Origin of the sequence: Candidatus Photodesmus blepharonis (assembly GCF_000731795.2) — a bacterium.
Classification (GTDB): domain Bacteria; phylum Pseudomonadota; class Gammaproteobacteria; order Enterobacterales; family Vibrionaceae; genus Vibrio; species Vibrio blepharonis.
Map to the genome: position 1 here is coordinate 12,723 of NZ_JGVK01000028.1, position 20,104 is coordinate 32,826.

The 20,104-nt window shown below is 35.8% G+C and carries 21 protein-coding genes; 11 read left to right on the top strand and 10 right to left on the bottom strand.

Translation table 11 applies throughout. The features are described 5' to 3' along the window. Positions 1–104 precede the first annotated feature (104 nt). The 4 genes from prfC to mutH all read right to left on the bottom strand — a co-directional run bounded on the left by prfC (position 105) and on the right by mutH (position 4,241). Positions 105–1,718, bottom strand: coding sequence for a peptide chain release factor 3 (gene prfC, locus CF67_RS04125; protein ID WP_052538122.1), 1,614 nt, complete (start codon positions 1,716–1,718; stop codon positions 105–107). Between the two features lie 156 nt (positions 1,719–1,874). Continuing rightward, a complete protein-coding gene (locus tag CF67_RS04130; RefSeq protein ID WP_034414800.1) occupies positions 1,875–2,771 on the bottom strand; it encodes a 3'-5' exonuclease in 897 nt (298 codons plus the stop codon). A 65-nt stretch (positions 2,772–2,836) separates the two neighbouring features. Continuing rightward, positions 2,837–3,259: a DNA polymerase III subunit psi gene (locus CF67_RS04135; protein ID WP_052538124.1), complete on the bottom strand. Its 423-nt coding sequence runs from the start codon at positions 3,257–3,259 to the stop codon at positions 2,837–2,839. A 313-nt stretch (positions 3,260–3,572) separates the two neighbouring features. After that, positions 3,573–4,241: a DNA mismatch repair endonuclease MutH gene (mutH, locus tag CF67_RS04140; protein WP_034414801.1), complete on the bottom strand. Its 669-nt coding sequence runs from the start codon at positions 4,239–4,241 to the stop codon at positions 3,573–3,575. Positions 4,242–4,412: 171 nt separating this feature from the next. On the opposite strand from mutH, the gene rppH reads away from it, so the two are divergent. The 3 genes from rppH (at position 4,413) to CF67_RS04155 (ending at position 6,713) form a co-directional block, all read left to right on the top strand. After that, positions 4,413–4,931 carry an RNA pyrophosphohydrolase gene (gene rppH / locus CF67_RS04145; RefSeq protein WP_034414805.1) on the top strand — a complete coding sequence of 173 codons (519 nt, stop codon included), beginning with the start codon at positions 4,413–4,415 and terminating at the stop codon, positions 4,929–4,931. Positions 4,932–5,039: 108 nt separating this feature from the next. Beyond that, complete coding sequence (gene lgt, locus CF67_RS04150) at positions 5,040–5,834, top strand: prolipoprotein diacylglyceryl transferase (RefSeq protein ID WP_034414854.1); 795 nt, start codon at positions 5,040–5,042, stop codon at positions 5,832–5,834. 27 nt (positions 5,835–5,861) lie between these two features. Beyond that, the gene (locus CF67_RS04155; RefSeq protein WP_034414808.1) at positions 5,862–6,713 is read left to right on the top strand and encodes a thymidylate synthase; all 852 of its coding nucleotides are present in this window, start codon (positions 5,862–5,864) and stop codon (positions 6,711–6,713) included. 39 nt (positions 6,714–6,752) lie between these two features. On the opposite strand, the gene rpsT is transcribed toward CF67_RS04155, so the two are convergent. Next, entirely contained in the window at positions 6,753–7,037 is a 285-nt protein-coding gene (gene rpsT, locus CF67_RS04160) for a 30S ribosomal protein S20 (protein ID WP_034414809.1), read from the bottom strand. Positions 7,038–7,264: 227 nt separating this feature from the next. Between rpsT and murJ the strand changes: the two genes are divergently transcribed. The 5 genes from murJ to CF67_RS04185 all read left to right on the top strand — a co-directional run bounded on the left by murJ (position 7,265) and on the right by CF67_RS04185 (position 11,828). Further along, entirely contained in the window at positions 7,265–8,833 is a 1,569-nt protein-coding gene (gene murJ / locus CF67_RS04165; protein WP_034414812.1) for a murein biosynthesis integral membrane protein MurJ, read from the top strand. A gap of 55 nt (positions 8,834–8,888) precedes the next feature. Beyond that, entirely contained in the window at positions 8,889–9,824 is a 936-nt protein-coding gene (gene ribF, locus CF67_RS04170; RefSeq protein WP_034414815.1) for a bifunctional riboflavin kinase/FAD synthetase, read from the top strand. Positions 9,825–9,928: 104 nt separating this feature from the next. Next, the gene (lspA, locus tag CF67_RS04175) at positions 9,929–10,411 is read left to right on the top strand and encodes a signal peptidase II (RefSeq protein WP_034414818.1); all 483 of its coding nucleotides are present in this window, start codon (positions 9,929–9,931) and stop codon (positions 10,409–10,411) included. Positions 10,412–10,557: 146 nt separating this feature from the next. Continuing rightward, a complete protein-coding gene (ispH, locus tag CF67_RS04180) occupies positions 10,558–11,526 on the top strand; it encodes a 4-hydroxy-3-methylbut-2-enyl diphosphate reductase (protein ID WP_034414820.1) in 969 nt (322 codons plus the stop codon). 41 nt (positions 11,527–11,567) lie between these two features. After that, a complete protein-coding gene (locus CF67_RS04185) occupies positions 11,568–11,828 on the top strand; it encodes a chorismate mutase (protein ID WP_034414823.1) in 261 nt (86 codons plus the stop codon). Between the two features lie 427 nt (positions 11,829–12,255). Here the strand turns inward: CF67_RS04185 and rpiA are convergent, their stop codons facing one another. The 3 genes from rpiA to CF67_RS04200 all read right to left on the bottom strand — a co-directional run bounded on the left by rpiA (position 12,256) and on the right by CF67_RS04200 (position 13,926). Further along, positions 12,256–12,930, bottom strand: a complete 675-nt coding sequence (rpiA, locus tag CF67_RS04190; RefSeq protein ID WP_034414825.1) for a ribose-5-phosphate isomerase RpiA — start codon at positions 12,928–12,930, stop codon at positions 12,256–12,258. A 93-nt stretch (positions 12,931–13,023) separates the two neighbouring features. Further along, entirely contained in the window at positions 13,024–13,608 is a 585-nt protein-coding gene (locus tag CF67_RS04195) for a 5-formyltetrahydrofolate cyclo-ligase (RefSeq protein WP_034414826.1), read from the bottom strand. 6 nt (positions 13,609–13,614) lie between these two features. Continuing rightward, entirely contained in the window at positions 13,615–13,926 is a 312-nt protein-coding gene (locus tag CF67_RS04200; RefSeq protein ID WP_034414828.1) for a cell division protein ZapA, read from the bottom strand. A 334-nt stretch (positions 13,927–14,260) separates the two neighbouring features. On the opposite strand from CF67_RS04200, the gene ubiH reads away from it, so the two are divergent. Further along, positions 14,261–15,442, top strand: coding sequence for a 2-octaprenyl-6-methoxyphenyl hydroxylase (gene ubiH / locus CF67_RS04205; protein ID WP_034414831.1), 1,182 nt, complete (start codon positions 14,261–14,263; stop codon positions 15,440–15,442). Positions 15,443–15,467: 25 nt separating this feature from the next. After that, complete coding sequence (locus tag CF67_RS04210) at positions 15,468–16,697, top strand: FAD-dependent monooxygenase (protein WP_034414833.1); 1,230 nt, start codon at positions 15,468–15,470, stop codon at positions 16,695–16,697. A gap of 91 nt (positions 16,698–16,788) precedes the next feature. Here the strand turns inward: CF67_RS04210 and ygfZ are convergent, their stop codons facing one another. Beyond that, complete coding sequence (gene ygfZ / locus CF67_RS04215) at positions 16,789–17,751, bottom strand: tRNA-modifying protein YgfZ (protein WP_034414835.1); 963 nt, start codon at positions 17,749–17,751, stop codon at positions 16,789–16,791. 167 nt (positions 17,752–17,918) lie between these two features. Between ygfZ and CF67_RS04220 the strand changes: the two genes are divergently transcribed. Then, on the top strand, positions 17,919–18,179 hold the full coding sequence (locus CF67_RS04220; protein ID WP_034414857.1) for an FAD assembly factor SdhE: 261 nt from the start codon (positions 17,919–17,921) through the stop codon (positions 18,177–18,179). A gap of 34 nt (positions 18,180–18,213) precedes the next feature. On the opposite strand, the gene nadB is transcribed toward CF67_RS04220, so the two are convergent. Next, a complete protein-coding gene (gene nadB / locus CF67_RS04225; RefSeq protein WP_034414838.1) occupies positions 18,214–19,830 on the bottom strand; it encodes an L-aspartate oxidase in 1,617 nt (538 codons plus the stop codon). Positions 19,831–20,104 lie beyond the last annotated feature (274 nt).

Here is a 20,104-nt window from a genome sequence, read left to right on the forward strand (position 1 = left end):
TATGAATTGTAAATTACAACCTGTATATTTTTGCGTTCAGCGCTCTATAATTTAACAAAGCTTGTTTTGCCTGTTCTTTAGAGTTCTGTTTTTATGTTCAAGAATTAATGTTCGCGTGTTGAATAAAATTCAATGTTGGGAAAACGCTCTCGCACTAAATTTAGATTAAGCATTGTTGGAGCGATGTAGGAGAGGTTACCTCCACTATCTAACGCTAAGTTGGCTCTATTTTTATTTTTAAACTCTTCTAGTTTTCTACTATTCTCAGATTCAATCCAACGGGCAGTTATAGCATTAATGTCCTTATAGATTATTTCAACGTTGTATTCTATTTTCAGACGTTCTACAACAACATCAAATTGGAGTGTACCAATTGCACCAACTATGAGATCATTGTTCTGTAATGGACGAAAGATTTGAATTGCACCTTCTTCAGAAAGGTGGATTAGAGCTCTGAGCAGCTGTTTTTGTTTCAATGGTTCTTTGAGGCAGATACGGCGAAGAAATTCTGGAGCAAAATTTGGAATGCCGGAAAATTTTAGTTTTTCACCTTGCGTAAAGGTATCGCCGATTTTAATCGTGCCATGATTATGTAAACCAATAATATCGCCCGGATAGGCTTGCTCAGCTCGTTTACGGCAGCCAGCTATAAAGACTACAGCATCTGCACCGATGATTTTATTGATACGTACATGGTTTATTTTCATACCTCTTAAATACTTTCCAGATACGATGCGTATGAAAGCGATACGATCATGGTGTTTATGATCCATATTTGCTTGTATTTTAAATACAAATCCAGAGAATTTTTCTTCGGATGCTTTTACAAGACGTTCATTTGCCTGGTGAAAACGTGGAGGTGGAGCCCATTTGGTTAGGCCGTCTAATATATAATCCACTCCAAAATTTCCTAACGCAGTTCCAAAGTATACTGGGGTCAATTTGCTTGCTAAGAAGTGGTTTTGATCAAATTTTGGATATGCGTTAATTATAAGCTCTAGTTCTTCACGAGTGTTTTCAGCTAGATCTTTACCTATTGCCTTATCTAAATCTAAGTTATAAAGATCTTTGATAACATGCGTTTTACGAATTTCATGACCATGACCAGATTTATACAAAATAGTCTCATTACGATGGATATGGTACAGACCTCTAAACCTTTTACCGTAACCTATTGGCCATGAAATGGGCGTACAAGCTCCTATTTCGTTTTGAATCGCATCTAAAATTTCCATTGGTTCTTGAACATCACGATCAAGTTTATTTACAAAAGTTATAATTGGTGTCTTGCGTAGACGGGTAATTTTTATCAGTTTACGTGTGCGATCTTCAATACCTTTTGCAGCATCAATTACCATCAGACAAGAATCAACAGCTGTTAGTGTACGGTAAGTATCTTCGGAGAAATCTTTATGTCCCGGAGTATCGAGTAAATTTATTAAGCAATCTTTATAAGGGAACTGCATTACTGAGGTAGTTACGGAGATACCACGTTTCTTTTCTATTTTCATCCAGTCAGATTTCACATACTGATTTGAACCACGACTTTTAACAGTTCCAGCTTTTTGGATCACATTACCAAATAAGAGTATTTTTTCGGTGATTGTAGTTTTGCCTGCATCTGGGTGAGAAATGATAGCAAAGGTTCTACGTTTTTGAATTTGTTTGATAAGATTGGAATTCACTCGGGTTTTACCTTCATTGTTACGAACAAACATACGCGTATTTGTGTACTCAAATGCGTAGTGGGATTTTATCTAAACTTCAGATTATAACAATTGAATCTTAAAATTTCCTTGAGTTCATATATAATTATCCCAAATGGAACATTCAAAAAGGTATGAATGTTTGACAAATTACGATAAGTTTTTATGCTAAATTTTAAAGCGTTCTGTAGCATCTTTATAATCGTAATCCGCATATTTTGATCCACAATCATAAAGATTATCCAAAAAAATCTTTTCTTCTGATAAGACTTGTTCGTTAATCTCACGCCACCAGTACTTATTTACAGCACTGTTGTGCCAACGATATCCTCGTTTTTTAAGCTGTTCTTTGACATTAAAAGGAGCTCCAATAGCGCGTATTAATACTGTTTTACAGTTTGCTTCGTACAACAAATTTTCTACTGATTGAGGCAATGAATAAAGTAGCCAGGTTAGAGCTAAACTATCTGTAATGGCACGATGTCCCTCGTAAAACCAGCCAAGTTGCAATAAGAGATATTCCAGTTTACGTCCTTGAAAACCTAAGGTTTGCCAATCAATACCAGTGGCTGAACAAGCCCATCGGTAATTGGTTAAAGAGTTGAAGCGTTTTTCAAAAAAAGGCCTATCAAATTGTGCATTATGTGCAACGATAAGTGGGTAATCATCTAGCCAGTTGGCGATTAAGATATCGTCAATATGCTTACCCTGTACTATTTTATCGGTAATTCCTGTCAATTCTGTTATAAAAGAGGGTATAGGTTTACCTGGATCTTCATACATACTCATGACATCTAAGATGGATACAATACGCTTTTCTGAAGGGCTATACTTCGCTTTTACCATGGCAAGTTCAATGATAGATTCATTTATTACAGATAAGCCTGTCGTTTCTACATCCAGTATTATTATAGGTAAGTCGTCACCAACTGATTTAGATAATTGTAGTGGCCAACGTTGCTCATTATAGGTTAAAGGAATACGTTCTAATAATTTAAAATTTTTAGGTCTATTCAATATTTCGGACAAGCGTTCTATTGGAAACTGCGGTAATTTTTTTATCATTGCTATTTCCTTGGTCAATATGTGTCTCACAAAAGACATGTTAAAGTAGTATTTGGTATATTATTTCAGAGGTTTTTAAAGTGACAAATCTGTTTCCATAACGCACGACGTTCTCCTCTATTATTGTTGAGTTTTGATAGCGAAGGAGAGGATAAAGATTTTTCTGCAATTCCTTTAATCATTTTAGTATCTGCGAACCAAATCCATTCAAGTTGATGTTTAGCGAGGTAGTTTAAGTATTCAGGTATGAGATGTCGGGCTTGCGATAGATTTAACTGAATACTCTTTAGCACCCGTTCGAACAATTTAGCTTCTTCTAATGCAGGACAACTTGTAGACACTAGCAATAATTTGCAGGAGTTTCGCAAAGTAATTTTAGTTGGTTTGTAGCCAGTTAATTTTTCTGGATGGATTAGTAACCAATGGCTAATGCCCATTTCTTTTAAATAAGAAGATGTATCTTGTAATAAAGTTTTTTGTTTTTGCATAGAGAGTTACCTTAACGTTGAATAGTTTTGTGGTAGCAAACTATCAAATGGAATATTGTTTTTTTGAAAATAGGTTGAAGACGAACTGATTTTTATAATTAAAGTTAGGAATTTCTCACTTATTTTAGCAATTTAGTGAACCGATTTAAATCACCAATAGAAAAAATAATCGTAATCAGAAGAGTTATCAGTTCAATAATATAAAACTTTAGTTAGCGAGGAGAAAGTCTCTATGTTACTTAGAAATTTAGCTTCAGTCGTTACATTAAATATCTATTGATGTACACAGATCTGAGAACTAAGTTTTCATTTTTTAAGTAAAAAAATGCGACTGTAGAATGTTATCAGTAAATTGAGTTCTTAGATAGAAAGCTCTAGGAAGAGTTTTAATAAGCTTTCCACTTGTTCCGTAAGCATTTGTAAGAACTCTGCTATTTGTGGCTTTTGGTCGTAGCTGCAAAGCTTCACCATACTGGGCAGTGATATGTTTTATTTGACCAAGCGCGATCATTTCCATAAGTTCTTCCCAGTCAGTTTTGAGTTTTAATTCTTCTTCTTTTGAAGGAGACCAGAGTAACGGTGAACCTACTAATCGTTTTGCTAGAGGTATTTTTTTGTCACCTTCAACTGGAATCCATAGAATTCGCGATAGCTTATTACGTACATGACTCTGTTCCCATTTTAGCCCATGAACACCAACTAAAGGGGCTAGACATATAGAGGTTGTTTCTAGTGGTTTTCCGCTGTAACTAATAGGTATGCTTTTTAATTCGATTCCTAATTGTTCAAAATCTTGTTGTGCTTTGTTTTTTGAAATAGCGCCTAAGTGCCATTCTAAGAGTTTGCCGATCCAACCTTTATTTTTGAGTAAGTTTTTTGGTATTCTAACACCAGCTTCGGTAGCTAGCTCCAACAAGGAAAACCCAGCAATAGCTTGCGCTCTTTCTAGCAATTCTTTTTCCGATTTAGGTCTTGGTTTCATGTTGACACCATTATCAAAGTTGTTCAGTTGATTTTATTTTTAGGGGATTTTATGAATGGTTTTCATGTATTATCTGAATAAATCATGGACTAAATCACATCAGTAAATTTGCTCCTGTCAAAGATATATGAAAAAATCCCCTATGGTAAGGATTTTATTTGAGGTCGGTCAGTGATAGATGACGATGGTTACCGCCTAAATGTTGGTATTGTAATTTGTAATAGCTATGGTCAGGTTTGTTGGGCTAAACGATATGGACAACGTTCGTGGCAATTTCCGCAAGGAGGTATTAACGAGGATGAAAGTGCTGAGCAGGCGATGTATAGAGAGTTGCATGAAGAGGTTGGTCTTGCAAAAAAAGATGTAGAAGTTATAGCAATGAGTCGTTATTGGTTAAAGTATAAATTGCCTAAACGCTTAGTGAGATGGAATTCGAAACCTATTTGTATTGGACAGAAGCAGAAGTGGTTTTTGCTTCGTTTAAGTTGTGATGAATCCCGGATTAATATGCAGCTTAGCAACACTCCGGAATTTGATGGTTGGCGGTGGGTGAGTTATTGGTATCCAGTGAGACAAGTTGTTTCTTTTAAAAGAGATGTTTATCGACGTGCAATGAAAGAGTTTGCAGCATTAGCGATGCCTTTCAAAGAATCAAAATTCAAGAATAGTTATAAATATCGAAAGAAGTAGCAAGCTTTTATAATTTAAACTATTAGGAGGAGATAATTAAGATTAGGATTTTTGATTAGTCAGATGTTTGTCTTTAAAAATGTATGCATTAATGGTAGCGAGATGCTAATTTCTCAGGGGTTTGTCAAATTTCACAATATTGATCCAGTTCTGTTTTCTATTGGTCCAGTGTCAATTCGTTGGTATGGGTTGATGTACTTAATTGGTTTTATTTTTGCTATTCAGTTCGCTAATTACCGTGCTAGACGCTCTGATAATGATTGGACTCGTAATGAAGTCTCTGATTTATTGTTTCCTTGTTTTTTTGGAGGGGTGTTTGGAGGTCGGATTGGTTATGTGCTTTTCTACAATTTTGATCTTTTTTGGAAGGATCCTCTGCATCTTTTTAAAGTATGGATGGGTGGAATGTCTTTTCACGGTGGATTAGTTGGAGTGATTAGTGTCATTTTTTGGTATGCAAAAAAGAACGAACGTTCTTTTTTTGATGTTGCAGATTTTATTGCTCCATTAGTGCCATTTGGATTGGGTGCAGGTCGTATTGGTAATTTTATAAATGGTGAATTATGGGGACGAGTAACTCATGTACCATGGGCGGTTATTTTTCCAAACGCGGGGCCTTTTTTTCGTCATCCATCTCAGCTGTATGAATTTGTATTGGAAGGTATTGTTCTATTCTTAGTCTTGCATTATTTTGTTAAAAAATTACCCCCGCCTGGATTGATATCTGGATTATTTTTAGCAGGATATGGTATACTTCGCTTCTTTGTCGAATATTTCCGTGAGCCTGATTCTCACCTTGGTTTGCTTGGTGGATTTATCTCCATGGGGCAGGTTTTATCTTTACCTATGGTAGTTTCTGGTGTGCTAGTGATCCTGTGTTCCTACAGATTTCAAAGGCAATAAAGGAAAATAAACTCAGGGTAGGAGAATGTGAAGCAGTATTTAGATCTTTGTCAGCGTATTATTGATTATGGTGTTTGGGTTGAAAATACCCGCACTGGTAAACGTTGTCTTACTGTAATAAATTCTGATCTTAGTTATGATGTAAGCAGAAATCAATTTCCTCTTATCACTACTCGAAAGATTTTTTGGAAGTCCGCAGTTGCTGAGTTGCTTGGTTATATTCGTGGTTATGATAATGCAAAGGATTTTCGTAAATTGGGTACGAAAACTTGGGATGCGAATGCGAATTTAAATCAAGATTGGTTGGACAATCCTTATCGTAAAGGTTTAGATCACATGGGACGAGTTTATGGTGTGCAAGGACGTTCATGGTTTAAATATGGTGGCGGTTATGTTGATCAATTGCATAAAATAGTAGAGCATTTGAGTATGGGGTTTGACGATCGTAGCGAAATATTGAATTTTTATAATCCCGGTGAGTTACATATGGGTTGTTTAAAGCCTTGCGTGTATAGTCATCATTTTTCTTTATTGGATCACACATTGTACTTGAACAGTACCCAACGTTCATGCGATGTTCCACTTGGTTTAGCCTTTAATATGGTACAAGTATATGTTTTTCTAGCCGTTATGTCGAAGATCACGAAAAAAAAACCAGGAATAGCGTACCACAAGATCGTTAACGCTCATATTTATGAAAATCAACTAGAGCTCATGAGGGATGTTCAGATTAAGCGCAGGCCTCTAAATAGGGCGGTTTTCCATATGAATCCGAAGATTCAATCACTAAGAGATTTGGAAACCTGGGTGACAGTAGATGATTTTTGGGTTGATGGGTATGTAAGCCATGAGCCAATTAAATACCCATTCTCCCTGTAAACTATTTTAGGTAGGCGGGTTCTGTTCTATCTATAGAACTTATTCTATCCTTTGAAAATTAGATTTTAAAGATCTGATTGCAGTGCTGAAGCGAGATTTATGGCGGGCTGCCTTATTTTTGTGAATAAGACCTTTGGTTGCCATGCGGTCTAGAAGAGGCACAAGCATCGAAAAAGCATTCACAGCGGCTTGCTCATCTTTTGCATTAATGGCAGCGATGGTTTTTTTTATACTAGTTCGTATCATAGAACGACGGCTAGCATTATGCTGACGGTGCTTTTCAGCTTGTATTGCACGCTTTTTAGCAGATTTATTATTTGTCAATGGTCTAACCCTCAAAAGTTTTAGCAACGATCGAAGTAATACGTCTTTACTTCTGTTAGATCTATTTTATGAAAACAACCCAATTCTTATGATAAAAGTTGTTAAACTGCAACTCCAGCGAATTGTAACAGCATTTTTGTATCAATGCTAATATTTATCTAACATTGGCTTGGTTATCTCTTTTTTGTTTAAAAATAATGAGACTTTAAATTTTTTGTGGAGTGTATGTGAACAAATTCCTTTTTAAATCTGGAATAATAGTTAGCGCGATGACTTTAATTTCTCGCATCTTAGGAATACTACGCGATATAGTAATAGCAAACTTAATGGGCGCAAGTGATAGTGCAGATGTGTTTTTTTTCGCAAATAAGATTCCTAATTTTTTACGGCGTTTATTTGCTGAAGGGGCTTTTTCACAAGCTTTTATACCAGTTTTAAGTGAATATCATGCTAATGGTGATATGAATCAAACTCGTGAATTTATTGCAATAATATCAGGAACACTGGGAGCAATTATCTCTGTTGTTACAATACTTGGAGTTTTAGGCTCTGGGATTATAGCTGCTTTATTTGGTGCTGGCTGGTTTATAGATTGGTTAAATAACGGTCCAGAATCAAAAAAATTTGAACTAGCGAGTTTGATACTTAAAATTACTTTTCCTTATCTGTGGTTTATTACTTTTGTTGCTCTATCTGGATCAGTTCTTAATAGCATAGGAAGGTTTGCTGTCTCTTCTTTCACTCCGGTATTTCTCAATATTATGATTATAATCGCTGCATATTTTATTTCCCCAAATGTAAGCGAACCTGAGATTGGATTGGCTGTTGGGGTATTTCTTGGTGGTTTGGTGCAGTTTTTATTTCAGTTTCCATTTCTCATTCGAGCTAAGATCCTTGTTAAACCTAAATGGGGATGGCAGGATCCTGGCATGATTAAAATTCGAACCTTGATGATTCCCTCTTTATTTGGTGTATCAGTAGGTCAGATAAATCTGCTGTTTGATACTTTTATTGCTAGTTTTTTAACAACAGGAGCAATTAGTTGGCTATACTACTCCGATCGTTTACTTGAATTACCATTAGGATTGTTTGGTATTGCTGTTGCTACAGTGATACTGCCCTCTTTATCAAAAAATCATGTTAATCTTCAAAATGAAAATTTTGCTCATACTATGGATTGGGGAATTCGAGTAGTAGCGTTGTTTGGTGTTCCTGCTATGTTTGGATTGATGGTACTTGCCAAACCAATACTTATTGTGTTATTCGTGCGAGGAGAATTTACATCAAATGATGCTAATCAAGCTTCATCATCGCTGCTGGCTTATGCTTCTGGATTGCTAAATTTTATGTTGATTAAAGTTTTAGCGACAGGTTACTACAGCCGTAAGGACACTAGGACTCCAGTTAAGTGCGGTATTATAGCTATGATAACTAATATGGTATTCAACGCGGTATTTGTTTGTTTTTATAGCTACGTAGGATTAGCAATAGCTACTGCCTTGTCTGCTTTCGTTAATATGTCTCTCTTATATAGAGGTTTGCATCTTCAAGGTGTTTATCAATTAACCTATAAAACAATAGTTTTCATTGGAAAACTTGTTATTGCCGGTTGTCTAATGGCAGTAGTAATATTGTATCAACTTGATGATGTTTCCTTATGGTTGACTTGGTGTTTCGGTCATCAGCTAGAAGAATTGGCAATATTAATAGTATTAGGCAGTTCAATGTATTTAATGATTATATTTTGGTTTGGTATTCGTTTGAAAGATTTGCGGATAACAATACATCAAAGTTGATTTAGTAACCTGTTGCGTAGAAGTAATCAAGAGAGATAGGATTTTGGTTTTTCCAATGGAATTTATCCGTGGTATCTGCAATATTAAGCTCAAGCACAGAGGTTGCGTGCTTACGATAGGGAATTTTGATGGTGTTCATTTAGGACACCAACGAGTTCTCTCTAAATTGTCTAAGCAAGCAAGAATTCTAAATCTACCTTCCGTTGTAATGACATTTGAGCCTCAACCTTTGGAGTTATTGTCGAGATATCAATCACCTCCTCGTTTAACACGATTTAGAGATAAGTTTATTCAATTAGGTAAATTTAAACCAACTCGGTTGTTGTGTTTAAAATTTAACAATTATTTTGCAAATTTATCAGCAGATGCGTTTATTAGCGAATTATTGGTTATTAAGTTAGGTGTTAAATATCTGGTTTTAGGTGACGATTTTTGTTTTGGCAGAGGTCGTACTGGCGATTTTTCTCTGTTGAAAGCAGCGGGAGATAAGTATGGTTTTAAGGTAGCGGGCACTAAGAGTTTGTGTTTTGAAGGTTCTCGTGTGAGTAGCACCGCTATTCGTAATGCATTAGCAAACGGTAGACTGGCTGATGCCAATAGAATGCTTGGACGTCGGTATAGCATTAGCGGGCGTGTTTCTCATGGTAAAAAATTGGGTCGTACTATTGGTTATCCTACAGCTAATATTCCACTAAAACGTTGTGTTTCTCCTCTCTCTGGTGTCTATGTTGTAGAAGCTCTAGGTTTTGGTGAACAACGTTTTGATGGAGTAGCTAATATCGGTCAAAGACCGACTGTCAATGGTGTAAATCAGCAATTGGAAGTACATTTATTTAATTTTCATTCCAATTTTTATGGTAGTCAATTGGAAGTATTTCTTTTACATAAGCTTAGAGATGAGAAAAAATTTGAGTCATTTGATTTACTTAAAAAACAAATTAAGTTGGATGCTGAAGCTGCTAAGCTTTGGTTGAGTCAATTTAAAAAATAGCTGTTTGATTACACTTCAACAGTTTTGATGAAATGCAGAAATAAGTGTTGTAGCCGTTTGAATTTTTTTGTTTATAGAGAGGGTGACTTAATGTGAGCAAGTTAATGATAAGGCAGTCTGGAGTTCCTTGGTTATGGTTGTCAGTTCTTGTATCTATTCTTGATATTTTTATTAAATTTTTAATTATGAAGAATATGAATTATGGCTGGTTGGGTCGTGTTGAAATTCTGCCCTTTTTCAGTCTGCTTTACGTTCATAATTATGGTGCTGCCTTTGGTTTTTTAAGTGATCAAAGCGGTTGGCAGCGTTGGTTGTTTGTTAGTATTACTTTTATCATAATAGGTATACTGATTTATTGGATGAGATTTTTTGTTCTACAGAAGTATAGTAGTATCGCCTATGCATTAATTATTGGTGGTGCACTTGGTAATTTATTTGATCGGATTTGTTATGGTTTTGTTGTTGATTATCTTTATTTATATTGGAGAAATTATCATTGGCCAGCATTTAATTTAGCTGACGCAATTATTTGTGTTGGAACAGCAATGGTTATTTTTGAAAATTTTTATAAAAAAAATAAAAATTAACTATAAGCTTCAGCATTCTTCCTAAAGTTTATTTACTGATAGGATTTTCAGCCCTCGGCGGTTATTTTAAGCATTTAGATGTTTACAGGTGTTGATTATTGCTATTTTGTTAATAGAATACCAACTCCTTATTGCAGGTAGTATTAATGAGAATTATGTTAGCGAATCCGCGTGGTTTTTGCGCTGGTGTGGATCGTGCCATCAGTATTGTTGAATGCGCGCTAGAAATATACAAATCTCCAATTTACGTTCGTCACGAAGTAGTTCACAATCGTTTTGTAGTAGACAGATTGAAACAGCGTGGTGCTATATTTATTGAAGAACTGATCGAAGTTCCTGATAATAGTATTGTTGTTTTTTCTGCCCATGGTGTTTCACAAGCGGTACGCAAAGAAGCAAAAAATCGAGCTTTGAGAGTTTTTGATGCTACTTGTCCGTTGGTAACTAAAGTGCATATGGAAGTCGCACGTGCAAGCCATAAAGATATGGAAGTGGTATTGATTGGTCATTCTGGACACCCTGAAGTAAAAGGTACAATGGGTCAATATTCCAGCGAAGTTGGTGGTATGTATCTAATAGAAGTTCCTGAGGATGTTGAAAAAGTACTCAGAGTTAAAGTGAAGGATCCGAATCATCTTCATTATGTTAGTCAAACTACCTTGTCTGTTGATGAAACAACAAATGTAATTAATGAGTTACGCCGTGTGTTCCCACGTATCCAGGGTTCGCGAAAAAATAATATTTGCTATGCTACTCAAAATCGTCAAAATGCTGTCCGTGATCTTGCATATAGCACGGATGTAGTAGTTGTTGTTGGTTCGAGAAATTCTTCTAATTCTACTCGCTTGAAGGAAATTTCGGAAAATTTAGGGACGCCTAGTTATCTCGTTGACTGCCCGGAAGATATTCAATCAAAATGGTTTGAGCATAAATTTAGAGTTGGGGTTACAGCCGGTGCTTCTGCCCCTGAAGAATTAGTCAAACAAATTTTGAATCGTATTCAAGATTTAGGAGGAACCTCTATTGAGAATTTACTTGGATGTAGGGAAGATATGTTTTTCGAAGTTCCAAAAGAGCTACAAATCCAGAAAAAATTACTTAATAAACAAGACTAGGGGAAACATTATCTGATAAAACTGAGTAGAGAGAAAGTTGTATGTCTGTTGAACTGAATAGATTACGTGATCAAATAGATGTTATTGATCAACAAATTCTGTATTTACTTTCAAAACGCTTTTTTTTAGTGAAGAAAATAAAGGCAGTAAAAAATAGATATGGATTATCTATTTATGCTCCAGAGAGGGAAGCAATGGTGCTTACGTCTTGTTGTGCTGAAGCAAAAAGACTAGGTATTCCAATTCAATTGGTTCGAGATATTCTGAGTCGAATCATGAGTGAATCATATATGATGAAATAAATTGTTACGATAAGTTCACTTAATCTCTTTAATTGTGATGATACCTCATCGTATAGATTGCAGCTTGATCTCTGAAAAGCAAGCGTGCAATCTGATTGCATCGGATATCTGATGGTATTACCAAGATCTAGAATATCAACCATAGCACTAGGAAAAATTTAGAGATATGCATAATGTATCATATATTAGAGTAGTGACTTTATTTACTCGAGATATTATTAACTATCCTGAATTGATTTAGAGTTATTATGTACATGCAGTGCTCATTTTTAAAAATTAATAATACAAAAATAAGTAATAGTCATTAATTTTTAGCAGCTTTTAGCAAGTAAATAGTTTGTATAGTTTTAAGTAATATTTTTTGATAAGGAACTTTCGTGTATATACGGTGTACTCTTTATCAACAAAGCAATATGTTTCTGTACTCTTAGGATAGTAAGCAGTCTTTGCTTTTTAATTCTGTACCCTTTGGAGTGCCAGTGATGACTATATCTGCGCTGCGGCGAGCGAATAAGCCTACTGTTACAACACCGGGGATAGTGTTAATTTTATCTTCCAGCATTTTCGCATTGGTAATTTTCATATTATGTACATCAATAATGATATTGTTATCATCAGTGAATATACCTTCACGATATACAGGATCTCCTCCAAGTTTTGTTAATTGACGAGCAACATAGGAACGTGCCATAGGAATTACCTCAACTGGAAGAGGGAAAGCGCCTAGTACCTCGACCACTTTTGTGCTATCTATGATACAGATAAATTTATCTGAAATGGCTGCGACAATTTTTTCTCGAGTAAGGGCAGCACCACCGCCTTTGATCATGTCATATGTTGGATTTATTTCATCTGCGCTATCAACATAAACACCTAATTTAGGAACATCGTTACAATCAAATACTTCAATTTCTAAAGATTTTAATTTCTGAGAAGATGCTTCAGAGCTTGCTACAACCCCTTTAATTTTATCCTTGATTGAATCTAAAGCTTCAATAAAGTGGTTAACTGTAGAACCGCTTCCAACTCCAACTATGCTACCTTTTTTGACATATTTCAGAGCAGCCCAACTCGCTGCTTTTTTCATTTCATCTTGAGTCATACTGATTTCCTAAAGTATTTACTAAAGCTAAGTGATAATTAAAAAGTGAATTAACAACTTAGATGGCCCGATTGTAGCGGAATAATGCTAAAATTACCATTGCCAGATTTGAGTTGGTGTCACTATTTTGGGCAGTGGGATGTCCCACGATTTTATTGGAAGTTGATCAACGTGTTGGAAGTCATATGCAAGTCCAATTGGTATAGCTCCAACTCCTGTTATGAACCACTCTTTTAATGTTCGATCATAATAACCTCCTCCCATTCCCAGTCTATATCCAAGAGAGTCAAAACCTACTAATGGAGTACAGATAAGATCTATTTGACTTATAGGTTTAATGCATGTTTTATTTAATTCTGGTTCAAAAATTCCATATGTATTTTGCTTGATACTTGTATTCGAATCATAATGTAAAAATAGCAAACAACCTTTTGAAAAGGGATGTATAACAGGAAGATAGGTTTGTTTTCCTTGTTTCCATAGTCGTTCTATGAGAGGTTTAGTATCTATCTCACCATCGCTTGAAATATACAATGCAATATGCTGACAGATCAGGAGTTCAGGCAAAGTGGAAAAACGAAGAGATAAGCTAAGACTTGCTTGATGTTGCTCATCTTTACAGAGTCTATTACGCTTTTCTCGAATCTGTTTCCTAAAATTTTGGCGAGAGAGAATCATGTAAAGTTATTGTTGCTGTCCAGATTTTACTTTACACAGCGCATCCTCTATTGATTCAGATAATAATTTCATTCGTTTTTTAATCAAGTTTTGCTGATCTTTTTCAGCTCTATTTTTAGTCTGTAGTTCGTAAGAAATATTGAGAGCCGTGAAAATCAGCAACTGCACTTCGTTAGTGATTTTAGTTCTTGCTGTCATTTCTTTTAAACGATTATCTAAATATTTCGCGGCTTCAATAAGGGACTCCTCTTGTCCTAGTGGACAGTTTACTCGAGTCAGTTTTCCTAAAATTTCAACGTTTACCGCTTGGCTACTCATGATGAATGAACTCTGTTCGCACTATTTAAAAGATATATATTCACAATATAACTGCTCAATCCGAGACTATAGAAAAACCTCCAATAACATTCAAGTTTTCTCAAGGTATTAGTTATTAAATTAGAGATTCAAAACGTAGGTTGTGGGATAAATTGATGTTAAAATCATTTTTAATTTTATAAAATGCCTTCTTTGGTCATTAATCGAAATGTTAGAATTCTGCATATGATTTTGAGTAAGAGCGCTGTATTTTGATCATGAAAATAAGATTAGATGATACTTTAACAATTTTTGGATTATGGCAATTTATAAACTGCTTGGAGAGTTACTTTACATGAAGCGATTTGATGTAGTTGTTGTTGGCGCTGGAATGATTGGTACAACATTAGCCTTAATGCTCAATCAGTTAAGCAGAGGTAAATTATCTCTCGCGGTTATTGAGTCCATTCAAAGTGATCGGCGATTTTCCTTAGATCTTGATTCTCGTTTTATTGCTCTTTCGTACGGTACTTTAGGGATTTTAAAAAGGTTTCAACTTTGGCAACCAATAAGTTCTATGATAACACCAATCAATTATGTGCATGTTTCTGATCGTTCTCATCCTGGTTCAATGAATATTTGTGTTAATGAGCTTAATTTGGATGTTTTAGGTTGTGTAATCAATCTTACTGATGTAGCCAGAACTTACGACAATTTACTAAAAAAAGCTTATAACGTGCAGTTGTTTTGTCCAGAGTCGGTTGTTGAAATAAAGCAAACAAGGAAGCACTCTAACATCAGTTTACTCAGTGGTGAAAAGTTGCAATCGAAATTATTGGTTGGTGCTGATGGTACTGCTTCTATCTGTTGTAAGCAAATTGGTTTAGAATTTAAAGAGCATGATTTTAAACAGGTAGCGGTGGTAGCGAATATTATTACTAGTAAGTCGCATGAAGGTAGAGCTTTTGAGCGTTTCACGCAGTCTGGTTCGGTTGCTTTGCTGCCTATCAAAGGTAATTGTTTCTCTTTAGTTTGGTGTTTGTCATCCCGATTAGCAGAAAAAGTAATGTCTTATGATGATGAAAATTTTCTGAATGAGTTGCAAAAAGAATTTAGTTGGTATTTAGGCAAATTATTGAAAGTTGGAAAACGGATTTCCTATCCTCTATTGCTACGATATCGAAAGAGAAATATTGCTCATCGTTTTGTAGTTGTAGGCAACGCTGCTCAAACATTGCACCCCATTGTAGGACAGGGTTTTAATTTAGGTATTCGTGATATCGCCAGTTTAGCCGAAGAGGTAGTAGCTTCAGCACCTAGTGGTATAGGGAGCTATGATACTTTGGTTGCGTTTAAAAATCGTCGAAATTTAGATAGAGATAGGACAATCCGATTGACTTCGGGTTTGGTGCATTTGTTTTCAAATGATTGCTTGCTTAAAAAAATTGGAAGAAATTTGGGTTTGTTTGCTATGGATAATATGTTTATTCTCAAAGTTCCTTTATTGCGTCACACATTAGGTATAATCAGACATTAAATTTCGTTTAAGAGGAAAAATCATAATGATTCAACGCATTGATATCGCTGTTGTTGGTAGTGGTATAGTGGGTTTGGCATTGTCAGCTGCACTCAAGCATTCAAGCCTTCAGGTCGCAGTTATTGAAAAAAAGAAAACAGAAGGTACAGTTGATGAACTATGTGATGTTCGGGTATCTATACTTAATCATTCTAGCGAAACTATTTTGAAAAATTTAGGTGTGTGGTGGCGTATTGCTCAGAATTGTATTTCTTCATATTCTTCAATGGAAATATGGGAACAAGATAGTTTTGCCTCTATTGGATTTAGTGCTGATGCATTGCTTCAGAACAGTATGGGTCGTATAGTAGAAAATAGAGTTATTCAAGTTGCTTTGCTTGAACACGTTAAACAACAATCCAACGTTTTTCTTTTAACGCCGGCAACATGTTCTAAGATGATTATTGGTCAGAACGAAGTATGGATTACGTTAGATAATGGTGAGATGCTTGCAACTAAATTAGTAATAGGAGCTGATGGTGCTAATTCTTGGGTACGTGATCAGTTGGAAATTCCATTGACATATTGGGACTATGGTTACAGTACTATTACAGCGAATGTTTTTACTCAAGATAGACACCAGGCTATAGTTCGTCAAATATTTACGCAGCAGGGTTCCTTAGCGTTTTTGCCTATGTCGGATGAGTATACAAGTTCTATCATTTGGTCGATAGAATCCGGATATGCGGAGGAATTGGTCTGCATGTCTGAAAGCGAGTTTAACAAGTACTTAACTGCAGAGTTTGATAATCGTCTAGGCCTATGTCAAGTAATGGGTAAACGTCTGCTTTTTCCACTAAAGATGCATTATTCCAGAGATTTTGCGGTCAATCGTGCGGTATTAGTAGGGGATGCTGCTCATACTATGAATTCACTTCTAGGTCAGGAAGGAAATATTGGTTTATTGGGAGCTGCTAGCTTAGCTCAGGAGATTTTGGCGTTCTGGGAAAGAGGAGAAGATTTTGGGAGTAAACGAAATTTACGCAATTATGAGCGCTGGAGAAAGACGGAGGCTATAAAAGTGATTATTATGATGCAAGGTTTGAAGTATTTATTTGATGGGGATAATTCCACAAAGAGATTTGTTAGAGGTATGGGTATGAGATTTATTGATCAGTTACCTTATTTAAAAGATGGTTTTATAAAACGAGCTTTAGGATTGAAAGGTAACCTTCCCAACTTGGCAAAAAGAAATTTCGGTAATAATGTCATTTGACAATACACGCCGTTACAACACTACTGATGCAAGTAGTGGGGTTTTTGTTTTGTCATTATGTCAGATGGCTGGTTGTAACATAGGTTTTAAATTAAGTATAGTAAGGCGATGGAGTGATATGCCAAATGTGGTTAGGCTGTTCAGTTAACCGAAACTTGTTATTTTCTTCAAGTTTTTTAGATGTGACTAATAAGCCAATTGCATGGTTGTCTGCAAATTGGTAGCTTTCTAAAAGTTGACCTGCATTACGCCAATTTTTACCTACTGCACGATCTAAGGTAGTGTCTCTTTGTTTACTTAATGGTCGTTCTGTAGTACCTCTAACAATGAACATTGCCCGCTTATTTACACCACGATATTTGGCTTTAGCAATTGCTTCTTGCCCTGCGTAACAACCTTTGGTGAAGCTAATTCCATTCAATAAGTCTAAATTTATTTCCTGAGGGGTATAGGTGTTTTGTTGATTTTTTTTTATAATAGGGAGCCCTGATTCAATATCAAAACGTGTCCAAATTGATTCCGTAGCTTTAACGCAATTGGTACCAGAAAGCAATGATGAAGCTGACGCTTCATCTAGTAACAATAACCAGCGTTCATCATCTATTTTTATGCCTGTTCCTCCTTTAATCATCCTAACACTAGTACGATCTTGAGAAATAGAATCAATAAATTCTTGGGCTTGTTTACCGATAACTCCTAGAGCAACGTCTGTGCTTTGCTTTATTTGCAGTTTATAGAAAATAGAATATTTGCGCATTTCTTTCAATGTAGTTTCAATTGCTGATATAGGTTGAAACATTGCGTAACCATCATTATGATAAAATAAACGAAACACGCTCCATACTTTACCTTTTGCATTGCAATATGCCCCCAATGTTGATTCGCTATCTTTTAAACTTAATATGTCACAAGTAATTTGTCCTTGCAGATACGATTTTTTGTTGCTGCCAACAACGGTTACCAAACCCCAAGAGAGAAGATAGCTAACAATCAGTGGTGAAAGCTCGCTCTTTGTCGTAATTGCTAGCGGATAAAATGTGTTTTTCCAGTCCATAAGTGACTACCTAATCATATTAAGGATAAAACCTGTGTTTATGCTAGACTTCCTGAAGTCTAAACATGCACTTCTTTTGATTATTTTTTGAATATAGATCTCAATCAATGTATAATTATGATCGAGTTGGAGTAAATGGAAAGATACTAGAATTGTCAGAGGATAGGATGTATAACGCAAAGGAAAAAGCTCGCATTAAGTGGGCATGTCGTCGCGGTATGCTCGAACTTGATGTACTGATCATGCCGTTTTTCGAAGAGTGTTTTGAGAACTTGGAGAATGATGAGAAACGAAATTTTATTTCCTTGCTACAGTGCGCTGATCCCGACTTGTTTACTTGGATTGTGAGATATGATCGCAGTAAAAATTGCAGTTATGCTTCGATCGTAGATAAAATTGTCAAGTATAATCTGAGCAAAATACCCTAAATTCAATGTGAGAACACTAAACAAAATTAATATTTTAAAATCTTTCTTTTTTTGGTACTAGAATAGTAGGCCCGCTATTTTCTGATAGTTTTGGATAATCGAGCGTATAGTGCAGTCCTCGACTTTCTTTACGTTGCATGGCGCAAAGGACCATAAGTTCAGCTACCTGAAGTAAATTGCGTAATTCAAGCAAATTGTTCGATACTTGGAAATAGCTATAATACTCATGGATTTCTTGTTGAAGGAGCCGAATTCGCCGTAGTGCACGCTCGAGACGTTTATTGGTGCGAACAATGCCCATATAGTCCCACATGAATAGGCGAAGTTCATGCCAATTATGTTGTATGACGACTTCCTCATCTGAATAACTTACTTGGCTTTCATCCCATTGGGGTAATCTTGCTGGTAGCTTTATTTCTCGTAGCTTACTGATAATATCTTTTGACGCAGACCAAGCGAAAACTACGCATTCAAGCAGGGAATTAGAGGCTATTCTATTTGCACCGTGTAGTCCAGTGTAACTAACTTCTCCAATAGCATATAGTTGAGCTAAATCAGTCTGACCTTGTTGGTTAACCATCACGCCACCACAAGTATAATGTGCAGCTGGAACAATAGGTATGGGTTCTTTAGTCATATCAATACAGAGATTTTGGAGATATGCACAAATAGTTGGAAAATACTTTTCGATAAAATTAGCGGATTTATGGCTAATATCTAAGTACATGCAGTCTTCGCCTAAACGTTTCATTTCAAAATCAATAGCACGAGCTACTATATCTCTGGGTGCCAATTCAGCACGTTCATCGAAATCTTGCATAAAACGCGTGCCATCTCGACGCTTTAAATAGGCTCCTTCCCCTCGTAATGCTTCGGTTAATAAAAAGTTTCTCGCTTTAGGATGGAATAAGCAAGTTGGATGAAATTGGTTGAATTCTAAATTAGCTACTCGACAGCCTGCACGCCATGCCATGGCAATACCATCACCTGAAGAAACATCAGGATTTGAGGTATATTGGTATACTTTCGACGCACCACCAGTCGCCAATACAACAAACTTTGTACAAATACTCTCTACGTATTTATCACTGCGATTCCAAACATATGCGCCAATAACTTTGTTTTTTTTTCCACCTATTTTATCTTCGGTAATGAGATCGAGTGTATTACGTCGTTCTAATATGGTGATGTTTGGATGATTATGGGCATTATTTTGGAGAGAGGTTTGTATTGCTATACCTGTAGCATCAGCTGTATGTAGAATTCTACGGTGACTATGTCCACCTTCTTGTGTGAGGTGATAACGGGGCGACTCATCACTATCATTTTCTTCACGATCAAAGGGCACTCCAGAATCAATCAGCCACTGAACACATCTTTTTGCATTATTAGCAATAAATTCTACAACGTTTTTATCACAAATACCAGCCCCAGCAACTTGTGTGTCTTGGACATGAGAGCTGATGCTGTCTGATTCATCAAATACTGCAGCAATCCCTCCCTGTGCATAATAGGTTGCTCCTTCGTTGAGTTGTCCTTTACTTAATACAATCACCTGGCTATGTTCGGCGACGCGTAAAGCTAGCGATAAGCCAGCCGCTCCGCTACCTATTACTAATATATCGCACTGATATTCACGCTTTATATTCATAAAAGTCTTTAAATCCTGAGTAATAATCTGAATTATGTTATTCACTTTAATGAAGTTCGCTTTTACCTGTTACATAATACGTACCTTTGTTTTATTTTGGAAGAGGCATTTTATTTTTGCTTTTGTGTACTTCAATAATCGATGCTACATATTATATGCTTTATACAAAGATCAATTGTTTTAGATTTTTTATGGATTCATTTAATGTTGTTTAAAAATTACAGCAGAGTAATATTGGATTGTAATTTCGTACAATTGGTCATAAATACTAAAA

Coding starts and splice junctions, on each gene's coding strand:
- prfC (WP_052538122.1), bottom strand. CDS start 1,718: ATGTTTGTTCGTAACAATGAAGGTAAAACCCGAGTGAATTCCAATCTT.
- CF67_RS04130 (WP_034414800.1), bottom strand. CDS start 2,771: ATGATAAAAAAATTACCGCAGTTTCCAATAGAACGCTTGTCCGAAATA.
- CF67_RS04135 (WP_052538124.1), bottom strand. CDS start 3,259: ATGCAAAAACAAAAAACTTTATTACAAGATACATCTTCTTATTTAAAA.
- mutH (WP_034414801.1), bottom strand. CDS start 4,241: ATGAAACCAAGACCTAAATCGGAAAAAGAATTGCTAGAAAGAGCGCAA.
- ribF (WP_034414815.1), top strand. CDS start 8,889: ATGGAATTTATCCGTGGTATCTGCAATATTAAGCTCAAGCACAGAGGT.
- lspA (WP_034414818.1), top strand. CDS start 9,929: ATGATAAGGCAGTCTGGAGTTCCTTGGTTATGGTTGTCAGTTCTTGTA.
- ispH (WP_034414820.1), top strand. CDS start 10,558: ATGAGAATTATGTTAGCGAATCCGCGTGGTTTTTGCGCTGGTGTGGAT.
- CF67_RS04185 (WP_034414823.1), top strand. CDS start 11,568: ATGTCTGTTGAACTGAATAGATTACGTGATCAAATAGATGTTATTGAT.
- rpiA (WP_034414825.1), bottom strand. CDS start 12,930: ATGACTCAAGATGAAATGAAAAAAGCAGCGAGTTGGGCTGCTCTGAAA.
- CF67_RS04195 (WP_034414826.1), bottom strand. CDS start 13,608: ATGATTCTCTCTCGCCAAAATTTTAGGAAACAGATTCGAGAAAAGCGT.
- CF67_RS04200 (WP_034414828.1), bottom strand. CDS start 13,926: ATGAGTAGCCAAGCGGTAAACGTTGAAATTTTAGGAAAACTGACTCGA.
- ubiH (WP_034414831.1), top strand. CDS start 14,261: ATGAAGCGATTTGATGTAGTTGTTGTTGGCGCTGGAATGATTGGTACA.
- CF67_RS04210 (WP_034414833.1), top strand. CDS start 15,468: ATGATTCAACGCATTGATATCGCTGTTGTTGGTAGTGGTATAGTGGGT.
- ygfZ (WP_034414835.1), bottom strand. CDS start 17,751: ATGGACTGGAAAAACACATTTTATCCGCTAGCAATTACGACAAAGAGC.
- CF67_RS04220 (WP_034414857.1), top strand. CDS start 17,919: ATGTATAACGCAAAGGAAAAAGCTCGCATTAAGTGGGCATGTCGTCGC.
- nadB (WP_034414838.1), bottom strand. CDS start 19,830: ATGAATATAAAGCGTGAATATCAGTGCGATATATTAGTAATAGGTAGC.